This window comes from Burkholderia sp. FERM BP-3421 (assembly GCF_028657905.1).
Lineage (GTDB): Bacteria > Pseudomonadota > Gammaproteobacteria > Burkholderiales > Burkholderiaceae > Burkholderia.
In genome coordinates this window covers 56,863-78,603 of sequence record NZ_CP117780.1, presented here as the reverse complement: position 1 = coordinate 78,603, position 21,741 = coordinate 56,863, and the positions used below count along the sequence as shown (strand labels likewise).

Sequence of the window (21,741 nt, the reverse complement as noted above, 5' to 3'; positions counted from 1 at the left end):
GATTCGGCCACCCGCGCTCGGTGGTCGATTGCTCGATGGTAGAACTGATCCGCTAGAGCGATGGAATGTAGGGCAGCGACATTTGTTGACAAAATTTACGTGAATCCGCACGCACGACTGCCGATAACCGACTTATAACTTAGCGGAATCGGCATGGTTCAATTGGAGCTACTGGAGCGTCCGGAGCTTTCGGAACGTGAGTTGAGTGAGATTGCCCGGGAGATCCGCCGGCTGTATTGGACGATCCGCAATACGAGGCGCGGTGTTCACGGAGCACGGCGGCGACAGGCATACTATGCGATAGCGGTTCAAAAAAAACGCCTGCTCATGGCAGGCGTCTCTAAGGAGGCGATTCTGGGTCTGCTACGTTGTTGCCGGGCGAGAGATTGCCAGCAACAGGGTTGCTTTGATTGCCCGAATCGCATGGATAAATTTGCGCATGTAATTTGACATAACGGAATTTATCGAAAAAATTGATTGTAGCGGCCCTATCCTAATGTCGTGTTCTGGCTATTTCAAGATGCCGTGTTTTTGACTGCTGGCATGCTGGGCGGCTCGTTGAGCAAGCACGGGAGCCGACCATGCAGCCAGTCGGATTGGTGACACTGACAATACGAGAGCTTGATCGACTCAAGGTAATCCAGGCCGTGGTGGACACGGGCTTGAAGCCTGGGCGTGCGGCTGAACGTCTGGGCCGGAGCGTGCGCCAGGTGGAACGGTTGGTCATCCGAATCGAGAGCAAGGAGCCAGCGGCGTAGCTTCGGGCCGTCGCGGCCGGCCAGGCAACCGCAAGCTCGACGACGGGCTGGCGTTACGTGCCCTCACCGTTATTCATGAGCGCTACGCCGATTTCGGGCCGACGCTGGCTTGCGAGAAGCTTTGGGGAGTGCCATGGACTAAAGTTGTCGAAGGAAACGGCGCGCAAGCTCATGACGAGGGCTGGATTGTGGATTCCGCGCCGGCAGCGGCCGCCGAGGGTTTATCAGCCGCGAGCGCGTCGGGCCTGCCTGGGTGAACTGAATGTGGCTGACGGCAAGTTGAAGCCGTGGCTGGCGTGCAGCCGAACGACTCGGGTTGACGGCGCGGCAGGTGCGTCGGTTGGTTGGTCGATTGCGGGAGTGGCCCCCAATGTCTCGTGTCGCGCCGGCGCTCGAAGCCCATCTTCAGGACTGCCAACGCCGCGCCTTTTCCTTGAATACCGGGCTATGCGGCTGGAGGCTTCTTTTTGCCCTCTTCAGGTTCCTTTTTCTGGCCCCTACGACCAGATCAGCCCCGACCGTTCCACTTACCGACCTGTCCGAATTCCCGGCGCGACCTCTGCGCATGCACTGCCCGAATACCTCTTTCGGGGCGTAACAATTTTTCACGATCCTCTGCACGGGGACGGCTACACTGAGCGGCGATAGTCGTGGTAGTGGCTGAACTGCCTTGGCCATCAGGTCGTACCTTTGTTTACGGCATGGGAAAAACATGGCGGAAGAAGCCTTTCCTGGAAAATTTTAAGGAGTTTGCATGAAAGGTCTTATCGCAACGATGTTGCTGGCGAGCCGTGGAGTCGGCCTTGCCGGCTGTGTTGTCCCGAGTCGCGTCCGCGCCCAGCCGGCACGTATTTTCTGATCTGCGCGCAGACGGGGGCGTTCTTCATGCTGCATGACATTGCCTCGCCGTTGGCATTGCCGTACAACGCGGAGTGTCAGCCCCGGACTCATATAGCAACGTGCGCCCATACAATCAAACAAGCTTATTCAACCTGTTTATCAAGGTACTTTAAGCGTGCGGATTGAACAGCGTGCAAATACAACAAAGATAGGGAATAAAATGCTCAGGAAAGCAAGGCTTTTTCGCTACATATCGATACTTCTCGCTCCGATTCTTTTGTGGCCTAGCATTTCGAGTGCTGTCATCGCCGGCGGGATGGTTTCAAATTCATTTTCATTTTCACCGAATTCAAGCGGAAGTCGGATTAACACCAGTGTGCAGGTGACTCATGAGCCTGGCGCAAACGGAAATACATTTTATGCCAACCAGTTCTGGTTCTTGGGTGGAATTGGCGGGTATGTGGGGATACAGCAGAATTCCGGCACCCAGAAGATCGCCATATTTTCTATCTGGAACGTATCAGCTGCGGCACCTTCAACTGCTGCCCAATGCCAGTCATTCGGCGGCGAAGGTACCGGCATACAGTGCAAAATAAACTACAGTTGGGTTGAGGGTTCAACCTACACCCTTTCCGTCTTTCCGGTTGCTACCGGCTCCGGTAGCGGTAACTCCACCTGGCGGGCGACAGTTACCGATCAGGCCGGGCATTCCACGACGATCGGTGATATTTACGTTCCCGCTTCGCAAGGCCTTCTGCAGGGCACCGTGAGCCAGTTCGTCGAGAACTTTACTCAGGGAGCGCAACAATACGCGAGCTGCTCCAACGTTCCGCCGACCACCGCCGTTTTCCGGACCCCGAACCTGGACGGGCATCCGGCAACGTCGGCTTCGACCAACACCTACGGTAATTGCCAGTCCATTGCCAGTTCAGTCTGTACTTCAGATCTCGCATGTACTGCCACCGTCAACCAGGCCGGTTCAGTCAACAATCAGTCGCTGCTCCAGAATGCAGTCAATGGATACTGTGCTGATACGCTAGCTGGGGGCAGCAACGTGGGTCTATGGAATTGCACGACAAAAGATGCGAACCAGATCCTCAGCATAGACGCAAGTAATCATCTGAAGCTCGTTGACCGGGGTTTGTGCCTGCAATCCGGCTCGCCAGTCCAGGCGACCGCATGCAATCAAAGCAGTAGCCAGGAATGGCTTTACATACCGTCCACTCAAGCATTTCTGAACGTGGGGTCCAATCAGTGTCTGGATGCAAGCGGTGGCGGCGTACTTAATGCCAAGGTCAATACTTACAGTTGCAACAACCTTTCCTACCAGAAATGGAAATGGGTTCCCAATAACTAGCTACCCCGGTTCGGCACATTTTTGCCAGGTATAGGAAATTCAGGGGGAATGCGTTCAACTTGAACAGACCAAAGCGATTGAAATGGTGAGTCTGCTATGGACTGAAAGCCGCAAGCAGTTCCGGCGTCAGCCGCATCCCCCGGACCTATCCGTGATTTCGTGTGCGGGGCATATCATGAGGTGTAAAAATCATGGATATGTCGATGAAGAAGAGACGCACCGTAGCGCGTCAGGCAGCGGCTCGCGGGCCGCTCACGCAACTAATTTTGTTACTGCCATCGCGCACCGCAATATTTCCCGAAAACCCTTGCTGCGCAGGGGTTCAAGGTCAATTCCGCTTTCAACTAAAGTTGCGCCGCACTGGACGACGCGAGCGGGACGTTCTGGCGGCGGGCCTCGGCAACGGCAAGATAAACCCTGTTCTCACGTCGGCACGTTCCTGTGACGAAACCCGGCCGAAGATTGACTAAGGGGGCTTTGCCAGGAAGCTGGGCCAGCAGGACGCCAGAGGGAGGCTGCCAACGGACCTTGTTGGCAGCCGCGAGCAGCAGACTTAGTTGAATGTGAGCGCAGGGGCCCATTGCTTCCATAATGCCCCCTTCACTTTTTTGACCAAACTGGGAATATTTTTTGGGCCCTGTCCGGAATGCCTTGCCGGGCGCGGCGCAGCGGCCGGTGCCGCGCGAACAGCCCCGACTCCCCGGCTGCGCGAACACCGTGTTGCCCACCACGCTTTCCGTCTCGATCACGACCTGCCGTTCGACGAAGTGAAAGTTGATCCATTCCGGAAGTAAAACTCGTACCGGCCTGGGGAAATCATCGAACCGGAACGGCAAACATCACCGGAACAGCTGCGCCGGGAGCTGCGCAAAATTCGCCCACATCACCGTACTCCGGAATGCATGGCGATCGTCATCAATCGATGACAATCACGCGCTTCGCCCCCCCGGTCAGCGTCGTTCGAAGCGCGCGCGCGAGCCAGCCAGCGGCGTGGCGGGCTGATAGTCCGCCAGCAGCCGGGCGATGCCCGCGCCGACCGACTGCCCGTAAAACTCGCCGCCCCGCGACAGGCCGGGCCAGCTAGCTTCGGGATCCTCCCGCAACAGCAAGTCCAGCTGCGCGTAAACGAATGCCGCCGACAACGGCGGCACCAGCAGATTGGTTTCCGCATCCAGCACGGTTTCCGGGCGGTCGGTGCTGAAACGGCACGTGATGCACGGCACGCCGAGCACGGCCGCTTCCTCCTGCAGGCCGCCGCTGTCGGTATACACCGCGTGGCAATGCGGCGACGCGAGAAACGCGATCACGTCGACGTAGCCCGGCCACAGTTCATGGATCATCACGCCATGCCGGGCCGCGTCGTCGAGCAGGCCTTCCAGTGCATGCTGATGCAGCGCGCCGAGGAGCGCATTGGTCTTCACCAGCACGACCTGCACGCCCGCGCGGCTCAGCCGGGCCACGCCCTCCAGCACCGCCCGCAGCCGCGCGGGCGTCATGTTCTCGCGACGATGCAGGTCGACCCTGAGCCAGCGCCCCGACGCCAGCCGCGGATAGCGCTGGAACAGCGATGCCGATCCGGCCGCCGCGTGCGCGAGCCGGACCGCGTCGCTGCTCAGCGAACCCACACGGGCGATCCGCCCGGCCGGGTACCCTTCCCGCACCAACTGATCGACGTTGCGCTCGACGGGCGCCAGCAGCAGATCCGATGCGACGGACGCGAGCCGGGTATCGATGCCCTCCGGAAACGGCTCGTCATGAAACGCCGTCCATGCGCCGGTGCGCTGCGCCCGGACGTCGTCCAGCGCTTCCCAGCCGCCTGGCCATGACGGCCCCAGGCTGCGCAACCCCGCCTCGACGTGCACGCTGCGCACGCCGTTCGCGAAATACCAGTACTGCGGAAATAGCGCCGCCGTCGACGTGTCGCCCGACACGACCGGCACGATGGCGGTCCGGCTGCCGCGTCGCGCGAGTTGCTCGCCCAGCGCGTCGATTCCGCGGGCGAGGTGCGCAGCGCGTTCGAGCAAGGTGCCGCGAATGCCGAACAACACCGCGACGTGCTCGGCATAGCCCAGCTCCCGCTTCGCGCCCGTCAGTTCGAGATCGTAATGCTGGCCGCTGTCGACGAGCAGGAACGGCACCTCCGCCGCGAGGCAGGCGTGCACCAGACTGGCCAGCTTGATGTAGCAAGGCTTGGTGGCCAGCACGAGCAGATAGAGCGGTCGCCCCCGCTCGTTCGCGGCGGATACGGCGGCATCGATCCGTACCGGGTCGACATAGGCAAGCGCATCGGTCAGTGCAGGCATGCCGGCACCTTGATGCGGAGAATTTCACGCTGCGCGAGCCGGTCGATCGACGCCAGCGCCTCAACCACCTGTTCGGGCGCGATCTGCGCCAGGCACGGATAGCGGCCCGCGCAGGTTTCCGCCTTGTTGCACGGACAACAGTCGAGTTCGGCCTGCAGGACCCGCACCCGTTGTTGCCGGGTCGCGCGAAAGCGCGGCTCGATGCCGCCGAATATCGCCAGCGTCGGGACCGCGCGCGCCATCGCCAGATGCAGCATGCCTGAATCGAAGCACAGCACCGCGCGCGCCTGGTCGAGCAGCCCGAGCAATTGCGGCAGGCTCAGCCGGCCGCGCAGATCGGCGCGGCACGGCAGCGCGGGTGTCTCGCTCAGGCCGCTCAGCACCACGTGCTCGCGCGCGAGTCGCGATGCGAGCGCCTTCAGATGCGCGACCGGCCAGCTGCGCGCAGGATGACCGGATTCCGGCGCAATCACCAGCGCGCCCGCATGTCGGACGAACGGCTCGCTCCACGTCTTCGGCACATGCAGGCGCGGCGCGTCGAACGGCCCGGTCACGCGCAGCAGACGGGCGAATTCCAGGGTCCGGTGCGTCGTCGGCGCCAGTGTGCAGGTGGCCGCGTCGAGATCGATCGTCCCGGCGCGCGCCGTCGCCGAGCAGGTCACGTCGGGCCGGCCCGACTGAACGGCCTCGATCCAGTCGGGCCGGGTCACGAGATGCACGTCGACGCCCTGCGCGGCCAGCTTGTCCACGACGGGCAGCAACATGACGAGATTGCCCAGCCCATGCGTGCGTTTGATCGAGATGCCCACGGTCCGCCTCATCGCACACTTCCGGCGACGGCGTAATAACCGGACGCGAGTTTCGCGAAGCCGTCGACCAGTTCCGCTTCGTCGACCGCCACGAGCGGCAACCCCGCGGTCACGGCCGGCCGGCCGAGGCGTTCCAGCAGCACGAACGAATGTTCGCGCGGTTTCAGCGCGATCCGGCCGCGCTTGTTGTCGCGCCGGATGCGCTCGACCACTGCCGCCGTATCGACCGGGCCCGGCAGCGTCACGGGCGCGCGCGCGCGTGACAGCAGGTCTGCGTGGCGCGCTTCCTCCGCCTCCGTCAACCAGCCGCGCGCACGCGATATCGCCGCCGCGACCAGCATGCCGAGGCCGACCGCGTGGCCGTGGGTCAGCGTGCCCGTCTCCAGCTCCAGTGCGTGACCGACCGTATGCCCGTATTCGAGCACGACGCCCTGCTGCTGCTCGAACGGATCGTCGTCCAGCAGCCGCTGCTTCGCGGCGACGCCCAGCTTGACGAGCGCGCACCATGCGGCGGGATCGGCGCGCCCCGCGATTGCGTCGTAGTACGGCAGCGACGCCGCGTCGAACGCCAGCCCGTTCTTGCACAGCTCGACCACGCCCGCCGAGAACTCGGCCGGCGGCAACGTATGCAGGTACTGTACGTCGACGCCGCTCAGCTGGGCGGGATGGTAGAGGCCGTACAGATTCTTCGCGCCCAGCCCGTTGACGGCCTGCTTCTGCGACAGCACGGAATCGGACATTGCCAGCAGGGTCGTTGGCACATGCACCAGCCGGACGCCGCGAAACAGCAATCCGGCGGCGAGTCCCGCGAGATTGCCGGTGAGGCCGCCGCCGAACGAGACCACCACCGAGCGTCGCGTCGCGCCCGCGCCGACTGCCTCGTCAAGGATCGACTGGACGCGGTCGAGCGACTTGGCGGCTTCGGTCGCCTCGACCAGGATGCTGGACACCCTGACCCGCGCCCGCAGTGCGCGGACCAGCTCCGCCCCCCACAGCGCATGCACTCGCGCGTCGGCCACCAACACGACATGGTCGGTCAACCCCGCGATCTGTTCGGCCAGCGCGTCCGTGCACCGATAGCCGAGCAGAAACCGCATGTCGCGCGCGCCGAAACGGAAATCCATCGTATCGACGGCACCGGGCGTTGCCGCGGCCTCGTCGCCGCGAAAGTCGCAGCCTTGCGTCTGTTCCATGATTCAGGCCCGGAGTCGGTGCGCGTGGCGCTTGAGCTTGTCGAAGGCGGCGGCGAGATCGTCGATGTCGGCCTCGTCGCCGAGAAACAGCCAGTGCGGCAGCACGATGTGCCGGCGATGCGCGTCGAGCGCATGCGGCAGCGGCGCGCGCGCCTCCGCCGTGCCGGGGGCGAGCAGCGCGTGCCGGTCGAGCGGCGCATAGGGCGGATGGACCCAGCAGCGCAGTTCGGCGGACAGCGCGGCGCCGAACCGGGTTGCCTCGACGCCGTCGAACACCGGGTGCTCGAGACGCACGGGAAAGTGATAGAGCGTCGTCGCGTCGCTGCCGGGCGCGCTGTGCTGGAGGCCGAAGCCACCGATTTCCGTCAACGCGCGGCGCAACCGCTGCGCGCGCTGCCCCCGCCGGCGATTCTCGTCGTCGAGATCCGCCAGGCGCACGTGCAGCATCGCCGCCTGCAGTTCGCTCAGGCAGAAATTCTGCGCGAAGATCCCGCCGGCGTCCTCGAGATCCATCCGCCCTTCCGGCGCGCGCTGCGCCGTCAGCCGGCGCCCGTCCGAGCGCGCGCGATAGATCCGGTCGGCCAGCTCGCCGTCGCGGCAGATGCAGGCGCCGCCCTCGCCGGCCGTCAGCACTTTGCCGTTCTGCATGCTGAAGGTGCCGACCGTGCCGATCGACCCGACCCGCCGGCCTCGCCAGAGCGCGCCGTGCGCCTGCGCGCAGTCCTCGATCAATGCGATGCCGGCCTGCTGCGCAAGCGTGGTCAGCGCATCGAGATCCGCGATCGCGTTGTACAGGTGCACCACCATCAGCGCGCGCGTGCGCGGCGTGATCGCGTCGCGCGCCCGGCGCGGATCGATGCAAAGCGACGCCGGATCGATGTCGACGAGCACCGGCGTCGCGCCGACCGCGCTCACCGCGCTCGCGCAGGCCACCCAGGTCAGCGCCGGCACGAGGACCTCGTCACCGGCGCCGATCCCAAGCGCGCGCATCGCGCACATCAGCGCACTGGTGCCGTTCGCCGTCGGGATGCAGTGTTCGACGCCGTTGTACGCGGCGAACGCGCGCGCGAAGCGTGTGTCGTAGGCGTCCTGCGGCCCGTTCGACAACCCGCTGACCGCCCAGCGGCCGCTGCGCAGCACCTCGACGACTTCCCGCTCCAGCGCGTCCGTCGTGCGCGGCCAGCGCGGCCACGGCCGATCGCGTACCGCGCGCCCGCCTTCCCAAGCCAGTTCACTCATGCGATGCTCTCCGTCAACGATCGAGGGTCGGGCCGCTCGTCACACGCAGGTTCGACACGCCCCCCAGGTAGTACTGCACGCTCGGCCGGCGGCTGCACGCGAAACGGATCGCCGCATCGACGCAGCGCCGGTAGAGTTTGTCGTCCTCGCCCACCCGCATCCGCAGATCGGCCGCGCTGAAAGCGGTGTCGAAACCGACCCGCCGCAGCACGGCCGTCCGGAACAGCCATTCGTTCATGTCCACCGTCGCCCAGTCCGCATCCTCCGCGGCAACCGACGCGCCGTCGCGCATCACCGGGTCGCCCGGCACGATGACGCCGTGCTCGATGCACGCGCGATAAAGCCGCGCGGCGATGTCGGGATCGTCGTGCCACGGATAGCGATCGAACGAGAACGGCGACCCATCCGGATTCCTGACGAAGCGCCACGCGTGCGCGGCATCGAGTCCGTCGCGTTCGATCAGGTTCAGCAGCGATTCGACATGATGCGGATCGAGCGCGTTGTCATCGTCGAGAAAGCAGACGAACGGCGTCTCGACGTCGTCCAGCGCCGCTGCGCGCAGGCGCGCAATGCGCGGCGACGACGCGCCCTGGAATGGCGCGCCGTCAAGCGCGCGCCACTCGACCGCGTCGCGCCAGCCCGCCAGCGGGGCGGCGGCACGCCAGCGGGGCGGCGGCACGCAGCGCGTCGATCCGCTCCGACAGCACGCGATGCCGCACGCGATGCCGGACGGATTGCGCCGCGACGCTCGCGATGCAACGCGCCAGCGCCTCCGGACGATCGACCGCGAAAGTCAGAACACACACATCAACGACAGCACCAGACACGCTCGCCTCCAATTCGATAGGTATGTGCGACGACGGCGCACAGGTCCTTCCGCGCGACTTGCGACGTATAGCCGGCCAGCACGCGCAGCTTGTCCGCCAGCCATGCGCCGTTCGGCGTGAGAGCCGGCCGGGCCCGGCCGGTCCGGCGTGCCAGCTCCGTCCCGTAAGCGCGCGCGTCCAGCTCGCCCGCGTAAGGCAGGTCCTCGTACAGCCACACCTCGCACCGCGAGGCGAACGCCGCCTGGGCGGCGACGCGGGTCACGAGATGATCGACGTGGCCGCCGATACCGAGCGGCGCATAGACCGCGCGCGGCCGGAGCATCGCGTTCAGCGTCGTCAGGTGCCGGACCAGCGCGCCGACGGCCGGATCGCGCATCGCGACGGCATCGTCGACGAACAGCGCATCGACCGTGCGGTAGCCGCGCAGCGGCGCTTCGGCGAACGGCAGCGACAGGCTGCGCAAGCGCAGCGCGCGATACGCTTCGGCATCCTCCGCGCCGCGCAGCCGCGTGATCGCCGCGATGCCGAGTCCCGGCCGCGCATACGGTGCGAAATTGCTGCGCGTGAACACCGTGACGGCGACGCCGGCCGAGCGCGACGCGGCCGCGCAAAGGAGCCGGCCAGCCAGCGAATAGGCGATGTCGTCGCGATGCGGGGACAAATAGAGCACTGGCGCCGCGCTCATCCGGCGGCCGCATGTCCGAGCATCGTCGCGTAGGCCGTGCGCAGCGCGCCGACCGACTGCTCGGGCGAAAAACACTGCGTGAAGCGGCTCGTCAGTCGCGCCCCCGCGGCGCGGCGCGACGGCTCCGACGCGAGCAGGCTCGCGAGCGCGGCCGCGAGGCCGCCGGTATCGCCGATCGGCACGATCCAGTCGTAGTCGCTGCCGCAAACCCAGCGCGCACCGGCGGTTCCGGTCGCGACGACCGGCCGGCCGCGCGCCGCCAGCTCCAGCAACGCCACCGGCGCGCCTTCGAACAGCGAACTCGAGACGAACACGTCGGCCGCGTGCGCGATGTCGTCGATCGCGCTGAACGGCGCGAACGCCCCCCGAAACTCGACCTGGGACGCGATATCGAGCATCGTGGCCAGCTCGCCTAGCCGCGTCCGGTCGTCGCCGTCTCCCCAGATCGCGAGCCGCGCCGCCGGCATCGTCCGCCGCAACAAGCCGAACGCGGCCAGCAGGAATTCGATCCCCTTCTCCGCCGAGAGCCGGGCGATGCAGCCCACTACCGGGGCGGACCCGGCGCGGACGGACGGCACGTACGGTCCGGCGGGCGCCACCGTGTTCGGCACCACGTGTATCCCGCCGCGATAGCCATAGCGGCGCACCGCATGGCTGGCCGCGTCGGGATTGAAAACCAGCAGCGCGTCGAGCCGATGAATCAGCGTATCGAGCGCATCGGACAGCCACCAGCAGCGCGCGCTCAGGTCAGTCGGCTCCCAGCCCGCGACGGGCAGCGCGGGGGCATCGCTCAGCCATGCCAGGCAATGCGCCTCGATCGGCATGAACTGGATCAGGTCGGCCGGCGCCGTCTGATGCAGGCGGCGCGCCAGCGCGCATAGCGCCAATGGTGAATCCTGCTCCGCCTCGATCAGATCGAGCCGCCCGCTTTCGTCGTCGCGCAGCCGCGCTCGCCAGGATGGATGCGCGCCCCGCCCGGTGACGAAGCGCAACCGGTGACCATCGGCCGCGATCAGCTTCGCGAACGTGACGGCCGCGTACTCGGTGCCGCCGAGATTGGCCAGCGACGGCACGACCCAGATCAGATCGAACGCCATGTCACGCGGCCCGCTGCCGGCGCCACCGGAAATAGCCGCCCTGCCCGCCGGCCTCCGTCTCGCCGGCGCGGCCGGTCGCCGATTCCAGGGAGAATCCCGCCCGTTCCGCCGCATCGATCAGCAGCGCATTCGAATGGTTGTACTGAACGATCGTCGTCCAGACCCGCTGCGCCTCGCGGCCGTCGACGTCAACGTCAACGTCAACGTCGATGAAACTGTAGATCTGGTGGCTGACCAGCCGGCGGTTGGCGGGATCGTATTCTTCCCAGCCCATCATCGCGGCATGCCGCATGCCGTCCTCCGTCCGCATGCCCTCGGTGAGGCCGTAGGTTTCGGGAAACCCGCCGACGCCGCCGCGAGGCGCGCCGCGCACCCGCAGGTCGCACAGCAGCAATACGCCGTCCGGCTTGAGCCACGTCGCCGCGACCTGGAAGAAGCGCTCGATCGAACGCGTGTCGAAGTGGCTGACGAAATCGTCCATGGTGATCAGTGCGTCGAACGTTCGCGGCGGCGCCGGCGCGAGCACGTCGACATGCCACCGGTCGAGCCGGTCGCGCGCGTCGCGCGGCAGGCGCTCCGCCTTGCGGCCCAGTGGCGCCAGCATCGTCTCCGACGTGTCGACGCCATGGACGCGATGACCATCGTCGATCAACCGCAGGGCGATCCGTCCCGTCCCGCAGCCGATGTCGGCCACATCCTGTTCCGTGCCCGCGAGCTGGGCGCGGGAGTGGGAGATCGTCGCGATGGAGTCGCTCTCCCCCGCCCCCGCATCGAACAGCGCGGGATCATAGAAATTCGACAACCAGGGCACATCGTTTGCCTGCATCCCGATCTCCGTCCGTTTACACCGTTACGCGATAAGCCGACCAGTCCGGCGCGATCCAGTCCTCGAGATCCATATAGCGACGCTCGTAACACCAGTTGCAGTCGACGCACTGGGTAATCGTGTCGCCGGACAGCCGGCTCAGGTGCTCGGCGCGCAGCCGGCGCATCGCGGCGCCGTTCCAGAACGCGGCAAAGCCGTCCGTCTGCCAGTCCCCGAACGTGTATTCGTCGCGACCGTTGAGGTGATCGCAGAAGCCGAGGCGGCCTCGGCTGTTGATATACAGGTATTCCCACGGATGGATGCAGGTCTTGCGCACCGCATCGCCGCGGGTGCCGGCGGGCAGCAGCGACGCCGACAGTTCGATCATCAGGTCGTGGTCGCGGCTGAGCGCGGCCAGCCGGGCGAGCGCCGGCGGGATCTTGTCCGCGTGGCGCTCGAGGCGGTCGGGATCGTCGTCGGCCGCGTGCAGCGGCTCGATCTTGAAACGCCGCACGCCGAGCGCCATGCCGGTTTCGACGATCCGGTCGAGCTGCCCGACGTTGCGGCCGCTCGCCGTGATGCAGAAATAGAGCCGCTCGCCCGGATCGTGGCCGGCGCTACGCTGCGCATCGACCAGCATCCGGAGATTCGCGATCACCTGACCCAGGTCCGCCCCGCCGCGCAGCGCGTGGAACAGGTCGGCGTCGGCGGCATCGAACGACACGCCGACCGTGATCCCGTCGCGGCCGAGCCTCGCCCACAGCCCCGGCCGGCGCGCGACCCCGTTCGTGATCAGCTTGACCCTGACCGGATAGGCCTGTGCGACGTCGAGGTAACGTTCGAAATCGGGGATGATCGTGCTTTCCCCCCAACCGCGCAGATCGACGAAATCGGCGGATGGAAACAGGGCCGCGGCCATCTCCGAGAACAGCGGCAACGGCAGGATGTTGCCCTTGACCGGACTGCACCGGCACATCGGGCAAGTCAGATTGCACAGGTCGGTCAACTCGACATAGATTGCGCGCGGCAGGCTCGCATGCACCTCGGGTACGTCCGGGGAGCGGGTATCGTGAAAGCGGACTGTCTGGGTACGCATGTTCTCTCTTCCCGTCAGGGACTGAGTGGGGAGCCGGGCGCCTGAAGCACGGCGCCGCGCCCTGCGTACGTGCCGGGTTCGCCGGACGCGCATGCGGACTCGCTCCGTCCACATGCGTCGTCGATGCCGTGCGGTGATTGCAACCCCTTTTCCCCCGACGCGTAACTACCTGAATTGGTAGTTGCCCCGGAAAATCCGCGAATGATTAGATGTCCGATATTCCCGCCGATCGCCCGTGTCGCCGCGACGATCTCGCGACCCTACCAAGCGGAGCGCGATGAATTCGACGGCCTATTACTTTCCGCCCGACATCACGAAAATCGGCGACAACCTGCTGACCTGGGAGATCGCCCACGAGGCGAGCCGCGCGCATGCGCGCCTGATCTATGTCGCGACGCCGACCGTCGCCGGTGTGCTGGAGCGCTTCGGCATCGACAACATCGAATTCCGTTGCGTCGCGACCGAACCCGCGTCCTTCCGGCTCGCCCGCTCGCTGCGGCCGCGCGGCGGCGTGATCGATCTGCAGCAGCTGAATGCCTGGCTCGACTGGCCCGCCTACCGACATCTGTTCGACACACCGATCCATCCGCGCGCGACGCGCGAATGGGACGACCCGGCCAGCGTGCGGCGCTGGGGCCATGCGCACTTCGCCGACATATTCAGAAGCATGCTGGATCTGCCCGATCAGGGCCGCCCGAGACCGGCACTGCGCACGACCGGCGCACCCGGCGCCCGCCTGCTGCTGTTTCCCCATGCGATGACGGGCTGTCAGCAGCTGGGTTGCTGGCAGGCCATCGCCGCGTTCGCGTCGTCGCGCGCGCCGACCGCCGTGGTCGGCCTGTCCGCCGTGCGCGGCCTGGCCGCCTGGCCGCCCGGCGTCGACGTGTTGACCGACCTGTCCGGCGGCGAACTGGTCGACCTGATCGCCAGTGCGCACGCGTGCATTGGCGGGTCCACGGGACTCAGCCATCTTGCAGCGGAACTCGGTCGCCCCGTGCTGTTCGTGTGGGGATGCGATACATCGACGGTGTTTCGGCCGATCCGGACGGAAACGGTCCGGCATGTGCAGGCCCAGCGCCTGACGGAAAGCCAGATCCTTGCGGCGGTCGAGGCTTTCGTCGCCGCGGGGATGGAGCCGGCGCGTTAATGCGTGGACGGCCTCACGCGGGCGCTTGATCCGGCAAGGCCATTACGTCCCGATACCGAGCGGCTGAATATCGACGACCGACCTCGGTATAACGCAGTGGCTTTAACCTGGATCTCGGCGTTTCGCCGGAAAATTTGTCGATTTTTGTGAAAATGACTTGCTTCTTTAATTTGATTGTCGCTTCATCTCGTCTTAAATATTTCGCAGTTTTACAAGCCACCATTCATTATGTTTAGCAATGCGCGATAAACGCCACGCGATGATGATAAGTATTGCTGGCAAACGGGATTGAAGTTTTCCAACTTCGGCGAAACCGCTCGTTGGAGCGCTGAACTAAGTGCATCGGTGTACTGATTTAAATCGAGGGGAAGATCTTGCAGCCGCTGCCGATCAATCATCCGTACCAGGACACGCGCACGCGGGCAGCCGCTCTGTTGATGCTTGCGGATGGCAAGCTGTGCCCGATGGAGGTGGGCGCAAATCGAATCGGTTTTGCCAGGCAAGGAAGGCGTTCGCGCGGTGGACTGACGACCAAGCCGCCTCTGGCTGGCGATGAAGCCGGACGCCCCCTGCGCATGAGCCTCTCCGTGGGACAGGTTGTCGATAATTCGTGCGCGCACGCCTGGGTCGAGCATGTGCGCACGGGCGCGGGAATTCCCGACAAAGGCTACGACTCGGATGCCTGTGCGAATGCGATCCGTGCCGCGCGTGGCAAGGTTGTCATCCCGCCACGGTCGAATCGAAAGGCCAAACGTCGGCACAGCCGAGTGCTGCACCGAACTCGACACATCGTTGAACGCTTCTTCAATCGCATCAAAAATTTCGTCGCGTCGCCACTCGATACGACAAGCTCGCGGGCAACTATCTCGCCTTCTCAGCGCTTGTGAGAATGTGAACGCGAGTCAGTGGATTTCATAGGAACCCGCAGCGGAAAGTCAGCTGCAACCCATCCTGTCAACGTTAAAGCACGCGAAAGCATTTCGTAAAGAGACGTGTTCACATATTGGATCTTATTAACCGACAGGGTTCGATTATCGGAAAGCAGCATGGAAATTATCACTTTATATTTTTAGGAGGACTACCTGTTTTTCGTGCGCTTAAGCAAGATCGCTCACCCACTGAAATTTCTTCACTATCAAACATAAATGGCAGGCTGGTCGGTTCTCAGCGCCGTTCGGGCCCGCCGCCGCCACACAGAGGGAACACTATGCGTCACGTCTGCATACGCCATGCCGGGCTGCACATGCTCTGGAAGCTCTTCCCGTTCTGCGCCGCGCTGCTTCTCACCGCCTGCGGCGGTGACGGCAGCCCCGCGCCGTCCTCCGCCGCCGGTACATCAGCACAGGCGAACGCCGCCCAATCCGCTCAATCCATGGCGGAACAGCGAGCCGCCGAGGTCGCGCCGACCGGGTTGTTCATCAGTGAAGTGGCGGGCAACTTTCGCCAGGACAAGAACTATGACACGGGAGTCGTGACCAACAGCGTCGCGTGGGTGGAGCTGTACAACAAGCAGGATGTCGCGGTGAACCTGAGGGACTACGTGCTGCGCACCGGCGGCATCGAACAGAACGATCCGTCGCAGATCAGCGAATCGGTCGACTACGCGCTGCCTGACGTGGCGATCCCGGCCCACGGCTACGTCGTGATCGCGGGGAAGAAGTCGTCCTACCTGACGAATTCGACCGTGACCGACACCAGCAAGGTCGTCTACATTCTCGACGCCAGCGAGACCTACCTGCCGTACTGGAGCAACAGCGGCGGATTCATCGAGCTGCAGGCGGCCAAAACCGCGACGGCGGCGGCAAAAACGGTGGACTTCGTCCGCTTCGGCGCGAACACCACCGCTCCGCTCACCAGGGCCGCGTGGGCAGGCCCGAGCGTGCCGGCTTTCGCCACACCTCCGGCGACTTACGTCGGCAGCCAGTCACTGGATCCGCTGGACACGCATGACCAGTCCCTCGTCCGTCTCAGCAACCATTTCACCGTCACCGGAACCAGCAAGGACTGGACGTTGGTCAACTTCCCGACGCCCGGCGGGCCCAACGACGTGGCGGCGGGCGTCACGGACAGCGATCACGACGGTATCCCCGACACGGCCAAGGCTGCGAGCGGAACCTACGCAGGCCTGAACCTGTACGCGATGGGCGCGCGGAAGGGACAGAAGGACATGTTCATCCAGCTTGACTACATGGGCGACGACGCCGGCGCGGCTCGCCAGGACACGGCCCGCCAGTTGCAGGAGGCCGCGCTGACCAAGATGGTCAATGCGTTCAACCCGCACCACATCGTGGTGCACTTCGATGCGGGGACACGCTTCTCCGCCAATGTCGACGGCACTCACTACAATCTTGACGGCAAGAGCCACGAACGCCCCTTCAACAGGTGCTCGCAGGTCACCACGCTCGGCGAGAATCCGAGCCGCACACAGCTCGACGACGGCTGCACGTCGATGTATTCATACTATAGCCAGTACGTCGATCCGCGACGCCGGGCCTTCTTCCGCTATGGTCTGCTTGCCTCTTCGCAACGGAGCAACGGCGGCGCGGGATCGTCCGGTTCTTCCGAGCTACCCGGCAACAAGGCGCTCGTGACCTTAGGAGGGGCCCTCGCGAACGACCTGAGTGACGCAGGGAAAATGATACGCGTGAACTACCAGGCCGCCACGCTGATGCACGAATTCGGCCATAGCCTGGGTCTGCAACACGGCGGCGACGTAGGCATCAACAATAAGCCGAACTACCTCAGCATCATGAACTATCTGTACCAGCTGTCGGGCGTACCCACCGACGGCACCGGCACTGATGCAGTCGAGCGCTACTACTATCGTCGGAATGCCTGGGACGGCGTCCCGGTGCCCAATACGAGGATGCCGAACGCAATCTATGCGGCGGGGACGTATCCCGCCAACGCGTTACCGCACGGCCCGACCTCGGACAGCTTCAAGATCGACTACTCCGACGGTAGCGGCCTCAACCTGAACGAGAATGCGCTCAGCGAAAATGACTATGTCGGCCGGGGTGCGGGGGCCGTGCCCACCGCTTTTGGCGACTGGAACCTGGACGGCGTCAAGCAGGAAGTTCCGTACCTATTGTCGCTGACGGCTCAGACGGACAACTTCGGCCGACCCGTCTATGCGATCCTGCGCGACTACAATGACTGGGATCATCTCGCGCTGGTGACCGGCAAGAACTACAACCTCGTCGGAATCGCGCAAAGCTTTGGGATCGGCGCCGTTCAGCCGCCGCTGATCAAGGTCAGCCGGATCGAGACGGAAGAAGCCCTGCCCGCGGCCTTGCTCGCGCATCTGAAGCAAGTCAGCGCCAAGTAACGGGAGATCATGGATGGCCACTTTCGGTTTGCGGGGCGCCGCTGTCGCCGTACTTCTCGGATTGTCGATGCCGCTTCCCGCGGAACCCCTGCGAATCGACGGTCTCTCCCCGCCGCCCGTGGCAGGCGCGGCGGCGGAGGTGCTCGTGCCGCACTTCGAGTTGCATGCGAAGGCCGGGCTGCAATTCCGGCTCGACGAACAGCAGGTCAGCATCTCGCCCTGGCCGGCGCAGCTTCCCAGGCACCTGGGCGCCCAGTATGTCGCGGCATGGGTCGTCATGCATCCGGCGGGGCCGATGCGGATCATGACCTTTCGCACCGCGGGGGACGACACCCCATGGCTGCGGCTGACGGCAAACGGCGGCCAGCGCAGCCAGTTGCTGCCCGGCCACGTCGTCAGCAAGATCAACGGCGATTTCGTCTATCTGCTCGAGCACGATGAGCCACGGCGCGTCGACGTCAACCGGCCGGTCACGCTGACCGACGATGCACGTCACCAGTGCTGGCAGTTCGTTTTGCTGAACACGTCGGTGCCGAAAGGCACGCGGGTCGAGACGGAGCCGCGGGCGGACTGGTACATGCGACGCACGGCCTGTCCATGATGCGTTCGAGGCCGGCCGCGCACGCGGCCGGCGATCCGCCGCGCACGGAGAATCAGGATCGAGAGGGCAGCGGTATATGCCCTCTTCCATGGCCGCTTACAACGCGCGCTTCGCAAAGCCGCCGAAGAGCGGCTTCAATACGCACCCGACGAGAATTTGGACTTGGCGCCGACGGCGGCCCGAGCTGGGAAAAGTGACGAAATCGCTTACGGTACAGTGCGCCCGGCTGATGTACTTGCTGGAGGATACGCACGAGAACGGAAGCTGATCGACCGCATGGGATCGAAAGCCTGACCGATGGCCGTGTGTTGCGCTGCAGGTAATAAGGAGGACCGCCTGGACGAAATCGATCAAGGCGCTGCATCGAACACAAGCGCCTGGGGCGCGTGCTTCGAGTCGCCGACGCGAATCAGGCGCAGCGCGACAATCGGTGAATCTCGGGTTCGCCGTCGCTCACTCATCGAGGTCTGCCGGTACGGGCGAAGGCGGCGTTCTGCAACCGCCTCCCGCGGCCTCGCCACTCACTTTGCCGCGGAGAAAAGTCATGTCAACTCGGAATATTCCTGCATCCGATTTATCAGCCGAATTAGCGTACTCAGTGGAAGAAAGGCAAAGCCAAAAAAATCTCGCCAGACCCGAGCCAAACGTTCGCGACTCAATTCAAACCAGCCAGAATAATTGGCGCCGCCCAGCAACTTCCTTGAATCGCGGTGACAAAAAGTGGCCGCCAACTCACTGTCTCCATCAAACCCAAGCGTACTAAAGACGCCCCATTAAATTGACTTCGGACAAGAATTCCGACTTTACTCGTTGCCAGTATCATGTGAAGTCGGTAAGCGCCACGGCTCGCAGGCCCATCGCCACAAGCAAAGCGGCGAGCTGCTCGGACGGTATCGTTGGCTGGCCGAACACACGAATACCTGGTTCTCCGGCTACGTAAAACCGCGTATTCGCTTCGAACTTATCATATCGTTTTACTTGCCCCGACTGCCGCCGTCGCATGCCCCAGCCTCACTGAAGGCTTCTAAATAAAATATAAAACCAATAACAATTCGATCATTTATTTAGTATCAACGCTCGGGATTTTCGCTTTGCGGCAAATCCCCGACAAAATCCGACAATATGCAGGCTCGATCCGACGCCGCTATCGGCTCATGGCTTTACAAGCCTTAATATTCAATTTCAGAAAGGAATCCGTAAATATACAGTGGGATATCAATGGACAATGCTGCCGATTTTTCCGTACTCGTCGATTGCGTTCCTCCTGCCGCCGCTTCCGCGCCGGCCCGCGTCACCTGGCAGATCGGCATCCTGTTGCAGGATCTCTTTCCGCTGCCCGACGCGAGCAACGTGGCCGAAATCTTTGATCTAGCCAACCGCCTGCATGCGCCGGGCTCGCGGCCCTACGCGGTGAACTGGCTCTCCGCGCGGGGCGGAATGGTGCGATCGCGCTCCGGCATGTGTACGTGGACGGAGCGCGCCGACGTGCGGCACGCGGGCTGTTTCGACATGCTGTTCGTCGTTGGCGATGCCCCCCGTTCCGCTGATGAGGCGCTCGACTGGCGGCGGCTGCTCGCCCACCCGAACGTCCGCGAGACCGCCTACCGCGAGGGTCTCGCGCTCGTCGCGATGCCCGCGATGCAGGGCGTCAACGAGCCGCAGTACGCAGACGCCGCCGGCCACGCGCTGTCGCTGGTGCGTCGCACGTCGAACGCCGGGCTCGCCACGCGCGTCGCGCAGCAACTGACGACCGCCCGCCTCGCGGCTCCGCCGAACGCATGGCCCGACACGCTGCCGGCGCGCATCAGCGAACCGATCAAAGCCGTCGCGCACCGGATGCGCGAGGATTGCGAACAGTGCCTGTCGATCCCCGACGCCGCGCAGATGGCGTCGATGAGCGAGCGCAATTTCCTGCGCCGCTTCAAGCTGGAGATGGGGGTGACGCCGTCCGAGTACCTGTTGCGCGCGCGTCTCGATCTCGCCTGCGCGCTGCTCGCCGACCTGGACCTGCCGGTCGACAAGATCGCGCGCCGCGCCGGACTCGGCTGCGGAGACCGCCTCGCGAAGCTGTTCCGCCAGCGCCTGGCGATGTCGCCCACCGAGTATCGCGTGACGGCGCGCTACCGCGCCGCCGCGGGGAGGGCCGCATGATTCCCACTCTGTCGCAACTCGCGGACGTCTTCCTGATCCTGCTCGCCGCCTTGGGCGCGCATCTGTTGCGGTTCGACACCGCGAGCGGCTTCTCCGATCTCCAGGCCCTGCTCGTCGGCTCCTCGGTCGCGCTGTCGCTCGTGATCTTTCCGCTGTTCGACGTCTACCGCTCCTGGCGCGGCAAGCCGGTGTTCGCGCTGCTGCTCAACACCCTGCTCGCCTGGACGACCGTGCAAGCGATGAACGTGGTGCTGGTGTTCACGACGCGCGAATCCACGCTGGTGTCGCGCGGCTGGTTCGCGCTGTGGAGCCTGCTGTCGATCGTCGGGCTGCTGTGCACGAAAGTGTCGATCCGCGCGACGCTCAATTATCTGCGCAGCACCGGCCGCAACGGCCGCGCGGTCGCGATCGTGGCGGGCGACACCGAGATCCGCCGCATGGTGAAGCGGGTCCTGCTCGCCCGCCACGCCGGTTTCAGGCCCGCGATCGTGTTCGATATGCGCGAACACGACAACACGAACGTGCTCGGCGTGCCCGTTACCCGCCGGCTGGAGGAGTTCGTCGTCGCGGTGCGTCGCGAGCAGGTGTCGGAAGTCTGGATCGTCGGCCGGCCGGGCGAGGCGCAGCCCGTCGAATGGTTCGTCGAGACCTTCCAGCACGATTTCGTCAACATCCGTTTCTTCCCCGACCTCGGCAGCCTCGCGTTCGGCGACGCCGGCGCCGTCGAGCTGCTCGGCGTCCCGGCGATCAATATCGTGACCTCGCCCGTCAACCGCTTGCAGATCGTGCCGAAGGCGATCTTCGACCGCATGTTCGCCGCGCTCGCGCTGATCGGGCTCGCGCCGGCGCTCGCCACGATCGCGATCGCCGTGAAGCTGTCGTCCCCCGGTCCCGTGCTGTTTCGCCAGCGCCGCATGGGCGCCGACGGCGCGGTCTTCACGATCTACAAATTCCGCTCGATGGTCGTGCATCACGAGCACGCCAACCAGGTCACGCAGGCGACGCGGCACGATCCACGCATCACCCGGATTGGCGCGTTCCTGCGCCGCACGAGCCTGGACGAACTGCCGCAGTTCCTCAACGTGCTGCGCGGCGAGATGTCGGTCGTGGGACCGCGTCCGCACGCGACCCAGCATGACGAGTTCTACAAGAACCTCGTCAAGCACTACATGTATCGCTACCGGATCAAGCCGGGCATCACCGGCTGGGCCCAGGTCAACGGCCTGCGCGGCGAAACCGGACGCGTCGAGAACATGGCGGACCGCGTCGCGTTCGACCTTTACTACATTCGCAACCGAACCTTCTGGTTCGACCTGAAGATCGTGCTGCTCACCGTCCTGAAAGGGTTCAGAGGCGCCAACGCACACTGATCCGGCCGCGCGTCGTCCGCGGCCGCCTCGGCGGGTCCGCGCCGCGGATCCCCGGGCGGGGCGGCGCGGCAGTCTTTCCCACTCTCATTCGAATCGACGATGCTGTTTCCACTTCCTGGGCTTGCACGCGGGTGC

16 protein-coding genes and 3 pseudogenes are annotated in these 21,741 nt (G+C 64.7%); 8 read left to right on the top strand and 11 right to left on the bottom strand.

What is annotated here, in order from left to right:
* Positions 1-581: 581 nt before the first annotated feature.
* Both Bsp3421_RS01555 and Bsp3421_RS01550 read left to right on the top strand, forming a co-directional pair.
* Positions 582-1,085: pseudogene (locus Bsp3421_RS01555) on the top strand (helix-turn-helix domain-containing protein); the annotation flags it as partial.
* 688 nt (positions 1,086-1,773) lie between these two features.
* Positions 1,774-2,955 (top strand): RICIN domain-containing protein, encoded by a 1,182-nt coding sequence (locus Bsp3421_RS01550; RefSeq protein ID WP_273995471.1) that lies wholly within the window; start codon positions 1,774-1,776, stop codon positions 2,953-2,955.
* Positions 2,956-3,299: 344 nt separating this feature from the next.
* On the opposite strand, the gene Bsp3421_RS01545 is transcribed toward Bsp3421_RS01550, so the two are convergent.
* From Bsp3421_RS01545 to Bsp3421_RS01500, 10 genes are all read right to left on the bottom strand, one after another.
* Positions 3,300-3,791 (bottom strand): hypothetical protein, encoded by a 492-nt coding sequence (locus Bsp3421_RS01545; RefSeq protein ID WP_273995470.1) that lies wholly within the window; start codon positions 3,789-3,791, stop codon positions 3,300-3,302.
* Positions 3,792-3,905: 114 nt separating this feature from the next.
* Positions 3,906-5,258, bottom strand: coding sequence for a UDP-N-acetylglucosamine 2-epimerase (locus tag Bsp3421_RS01540; protein WP_273995469.1), 1,353 nt, complete (start codon positions 5,256-5,258; stop codon positions 3,906-3,908).
* Complete coding sequence (locus Bsp3421_RS01535) at positions 5,246-6,079, bottom strand: glycosyltransferase family 9 protein (protein WP_273995468.1); 834 nt, start codon at positions 6,077-6,079, stop codon at positions 5,246-5,248. Before Bsp3421_RS01535 ends, Bsp3421_RS01540 begins: the two co-directional genes overlap by 13 nt.
* Complete coding sequence (locus Bsp3421_RS01530) at positions 6,076-7,260, bottom strand: 2-deoxy-scyllo-inosose synthase (protein WP_273995467.1); 1,185 nt, start codon at positions 7,258-7,260, stop codon at positions 6,076-6,078. The genes Bsp3421_RS01535 and Bsp3421_RS01530 overlap by 4 nt, the downstream gene beginning before the upstream one ends.
* Positions 7,261-7,263: 3 nt before the next feature.
* Positions 7,264-8,499, bottom strand: a complete 1,236-nt coding sequence (locus Bsp3421_RS01525) for a DegT/DnrJ/EryC1/StrS family aminotransferase (protein ID WP_273995466.1) — start codon at positions 8,497-8,499, stop codon at positions 7,264-7,266.
* 13 nt (positions 8,500-8,512) lie between these two features.
* The gene (locus Bsp3421_RS01520; protein ID WP_273995465.1) at positions 8,513-9,178 is read right to left on the bottom strand and encodes a glycosyltransferase; all 666 of its coding nucleotides are present in this window, start codon (positions 9,176-9,178) and stop codon (positions 8,513-8,515) included.
* A gap of 128 nt (positions 9,179-9,306) precedes the next feature.
* Positions 9,307-9,996, bottom strand: a complete 690-nt coding sequence (locus Bsp3421_RS01515) for a PIG-L family deacetylase (RefSeq protein WP_273995464.1) — start codon at positions 9,994-9,996, stop codon at positions 9,307-9,309.
* A gap of 11 nt (positions 9,997-10,007) precedes the next feature.
* Positions 10,008-11,108, bottom strand: coding sequence for a glycosyltransferase (locus Bsp3421_RS01510; protein WP_273995463.1), 1,101 nt, complete (start codon positions 11,106-11,108; stop codon positions 10,008-10,010).
* A 1-nt stretch (position 11,109) separates the two neighbouring features.
* Positions 11,110-11,934, bottom strand: a complete 825-nt coding sequence (locus Bsp3421_RS01505) for a class I SAM-dependent methyltransferase (RefSeq protein WP_273995462.1) — start codon at positions 11,932-11,934, stop codon at positions 11,110-11,112.
* A 16-nt stretch (positions 11,935-11,950) separates the two neighbouring features.
* Positions 11,951-13,009, bottom strand: coding sequence for a radical SAM protein (locus Bsp3421_RS01500; protein ID WP_273995461.1), 1,059 nt, complete (start codon positions 13,007-13,009; stop codon positions 11,951-11,953).
* Between the two features lie 277 nt (positions 13,010-13,286).
* Between Bsp3421_RS01500 and Bsp3421_RS01495 the strand changes: the two genes are divergently transcribed.
* Together Bsp3421_RS01495 and Bsp3421_RS01490 are read left to right on the top strand one after the other, a co-directional pair.
* The gene (locus Bsp3421_RS01495) at positions 13,287-14,156 is read left to right on the top strand and encodes a glycosyltransferase family 9 protein (protein WP_273995460.1); all 870 of its coding nucleotides are present in this window, start codon (positions 13,287-13,289) and stop codon (positions 14,154-14,156) included.
* Positions 14,157-14,593: 437 nt separating this feature from the next.
* Positions 14,594-14,917, top strand: a pseudogene (locus Bsp3421_RS01490) (hypothetical protein); the annotation flags it as partial.
* A gap of 29 nt (positions 14,918-14,946) precedes the next feature.
* Here Bsp3421_RS01490 and Bsp3421_RS34165 read toward each other — a convergent pair.
* Positions 14,947-15,017 (bottom strand): annotated as a pseudogene (locus Bsp3421_RS34165) (hypothetical protein); the annotation flags it as partial.
* 382 nt (positions 15,018-15,399) lie between these two features.
* Here Bsp3421_RS34165 and Bsp3421_RS01485 point away from each other — a divergent pair.
* The 4 genes from Bsp3421_RS01485 (at position 15,400) to Bsp3421_RS01465 (ending at position 21,606) form a co-directional block, all read left to right on the top strand.
* Positions 15,400-17,484, top strand: a complete 2,085-nt coding sequence (locus tag Bsp3421_RS01485; RefSeq protein WP_273995459.1) for a hypothetical protein — start codon at positions 15,400-15,402, stop codon at positions 17,482-17,484.
* 13 nt (positions 17,485-17,497) lie between these two features.
* Positions 17,498-18,085 (top strand): hypothetical protein, encoded by a 588-nt coding sequence (locus tag Bsp3421_RS01480; RefSeq protein ID WP_273995458.1) that lies wholly within the window; start codon positions 17,498-17,500, stop codon positions 18,083-18,085.
* A 1,218-nt stretch (positions 18,086-19,303) separates the two neighbouring features.
* On the top strand, positions 19,304-20,236 hold the full coding sequence (locus tag Bsp3421_RS01470) for a helix-turn-helix domain-containing protein (protein WP_273995457.1): 933 nt from the start codon (positions 19,304-19,306) through the stop codon (positions 20,234-20,236).
* On the top strand, positions 20,233-21,606 hold the full coding sequence (locus Bsp3421_RS01465) for an undecaprenyl-phosphate glucose phosphotransferase (protein WP_273995456.1): 1,374 nt from the start codon (positions 20,233-20,235) through the stop codon (positions 21,604-21,606). The genes Bsp3421_RS01470 and Bsp3421_RS01465 overlap by 4 nt, the downstream gene beginning before the upstream one ends.
* Positions 21,607-21,741 lie beyond the last annotated feature (135 nt).

Bases quoted from the DNA above. Each gene is read 5' to 3' on its own strand.
- Bsp3421_RS01540 (WP_273995469.1), bottom strand. From the start codon at position 5,258: ATGCCTGCACTGACCGATGCGCTTGCCTATGTCGACCCGGTACGGATC.
- Bsp3421_RS01535 (WP_273995468.1), bottom strand. From the start codon at position 6,079: ATGAGGCGGACCGTGGGCATCTCGATCAAACGCACGCATGGGCTGGGC.
- Bsp3421_RS01530 (WP_273995467.1), bottom strand. From the start codon at position 7,260: ATGGAACAGACGCAAGGCTGCGACTTTCGCGGCGACGAGGCCGCGGCA.
- Bsp3421_RS01525 (WP_273995466.1), bottom strand. From the start codon at position 8,499: ATGAGTGAACTGGCTTGGGAAGGCGGGCGCGCGGTACGCGATCGGCCG.
- Bsp3421_RS01510 (WP_273995463.1), bottom strand. From the start codon at position 11,108: ATGGCGTTCGATCTGATCTGGGTCGTGCCGTCGCTGGCCAATCTCGGC.
- Bsp3421_RS01505 (WP_273995462.1), bottom strand. From the start codon at position 11,934: ATGCAGGCAAACGATGTGCCCTGGTTGTCGAATTTCTATGATCCCGCG.
- Bsp3421_RS01500 (WP_273995461.1), bottom strand. From the start codon at position 13,009: ATGCGTACCCAGACAGTCCGCTTTCACGATACCCGCTCCCCGGACGTA.
- Bsp3421_RS01495 (WP_273995460.1), top strand. From the start codon at position 13,287: ATGAATTCGACGGCCTATTACTTTCCGCCCGACATCACGAAAATCGGC.
- Bsp3421_RS01485 (WP_273995459.1), top strand. From the start codon at position 15,400: ATGCTCTGGAAGCTCTTCCCGTTCTGCGCCGCGCTGCTTCTCACCGCC.
- Bsp3421_RS01480 (WP_273995458.1), top strand. From the start codon at position 17,498: ATGGCCACTTTCGGTTTGCGGGGCGCCGCTGTCGCCGTACTTCTCGGA.
- Bsp3421_RS01470 (WP_273995457.1), top strand. From the start codon at position 19,304: ATGGACAATGCTGCCGATTTTTCCGTACTCGTCGATTGCGTTCCTCCT.
- Bsp3421_RS01465 (WP_273995456.1), top strand. From the start codon at position 20,233: ATGATTCCCACTCTGTCGCAACTCGCGGACGTCTTCCTGATCCTGCTC.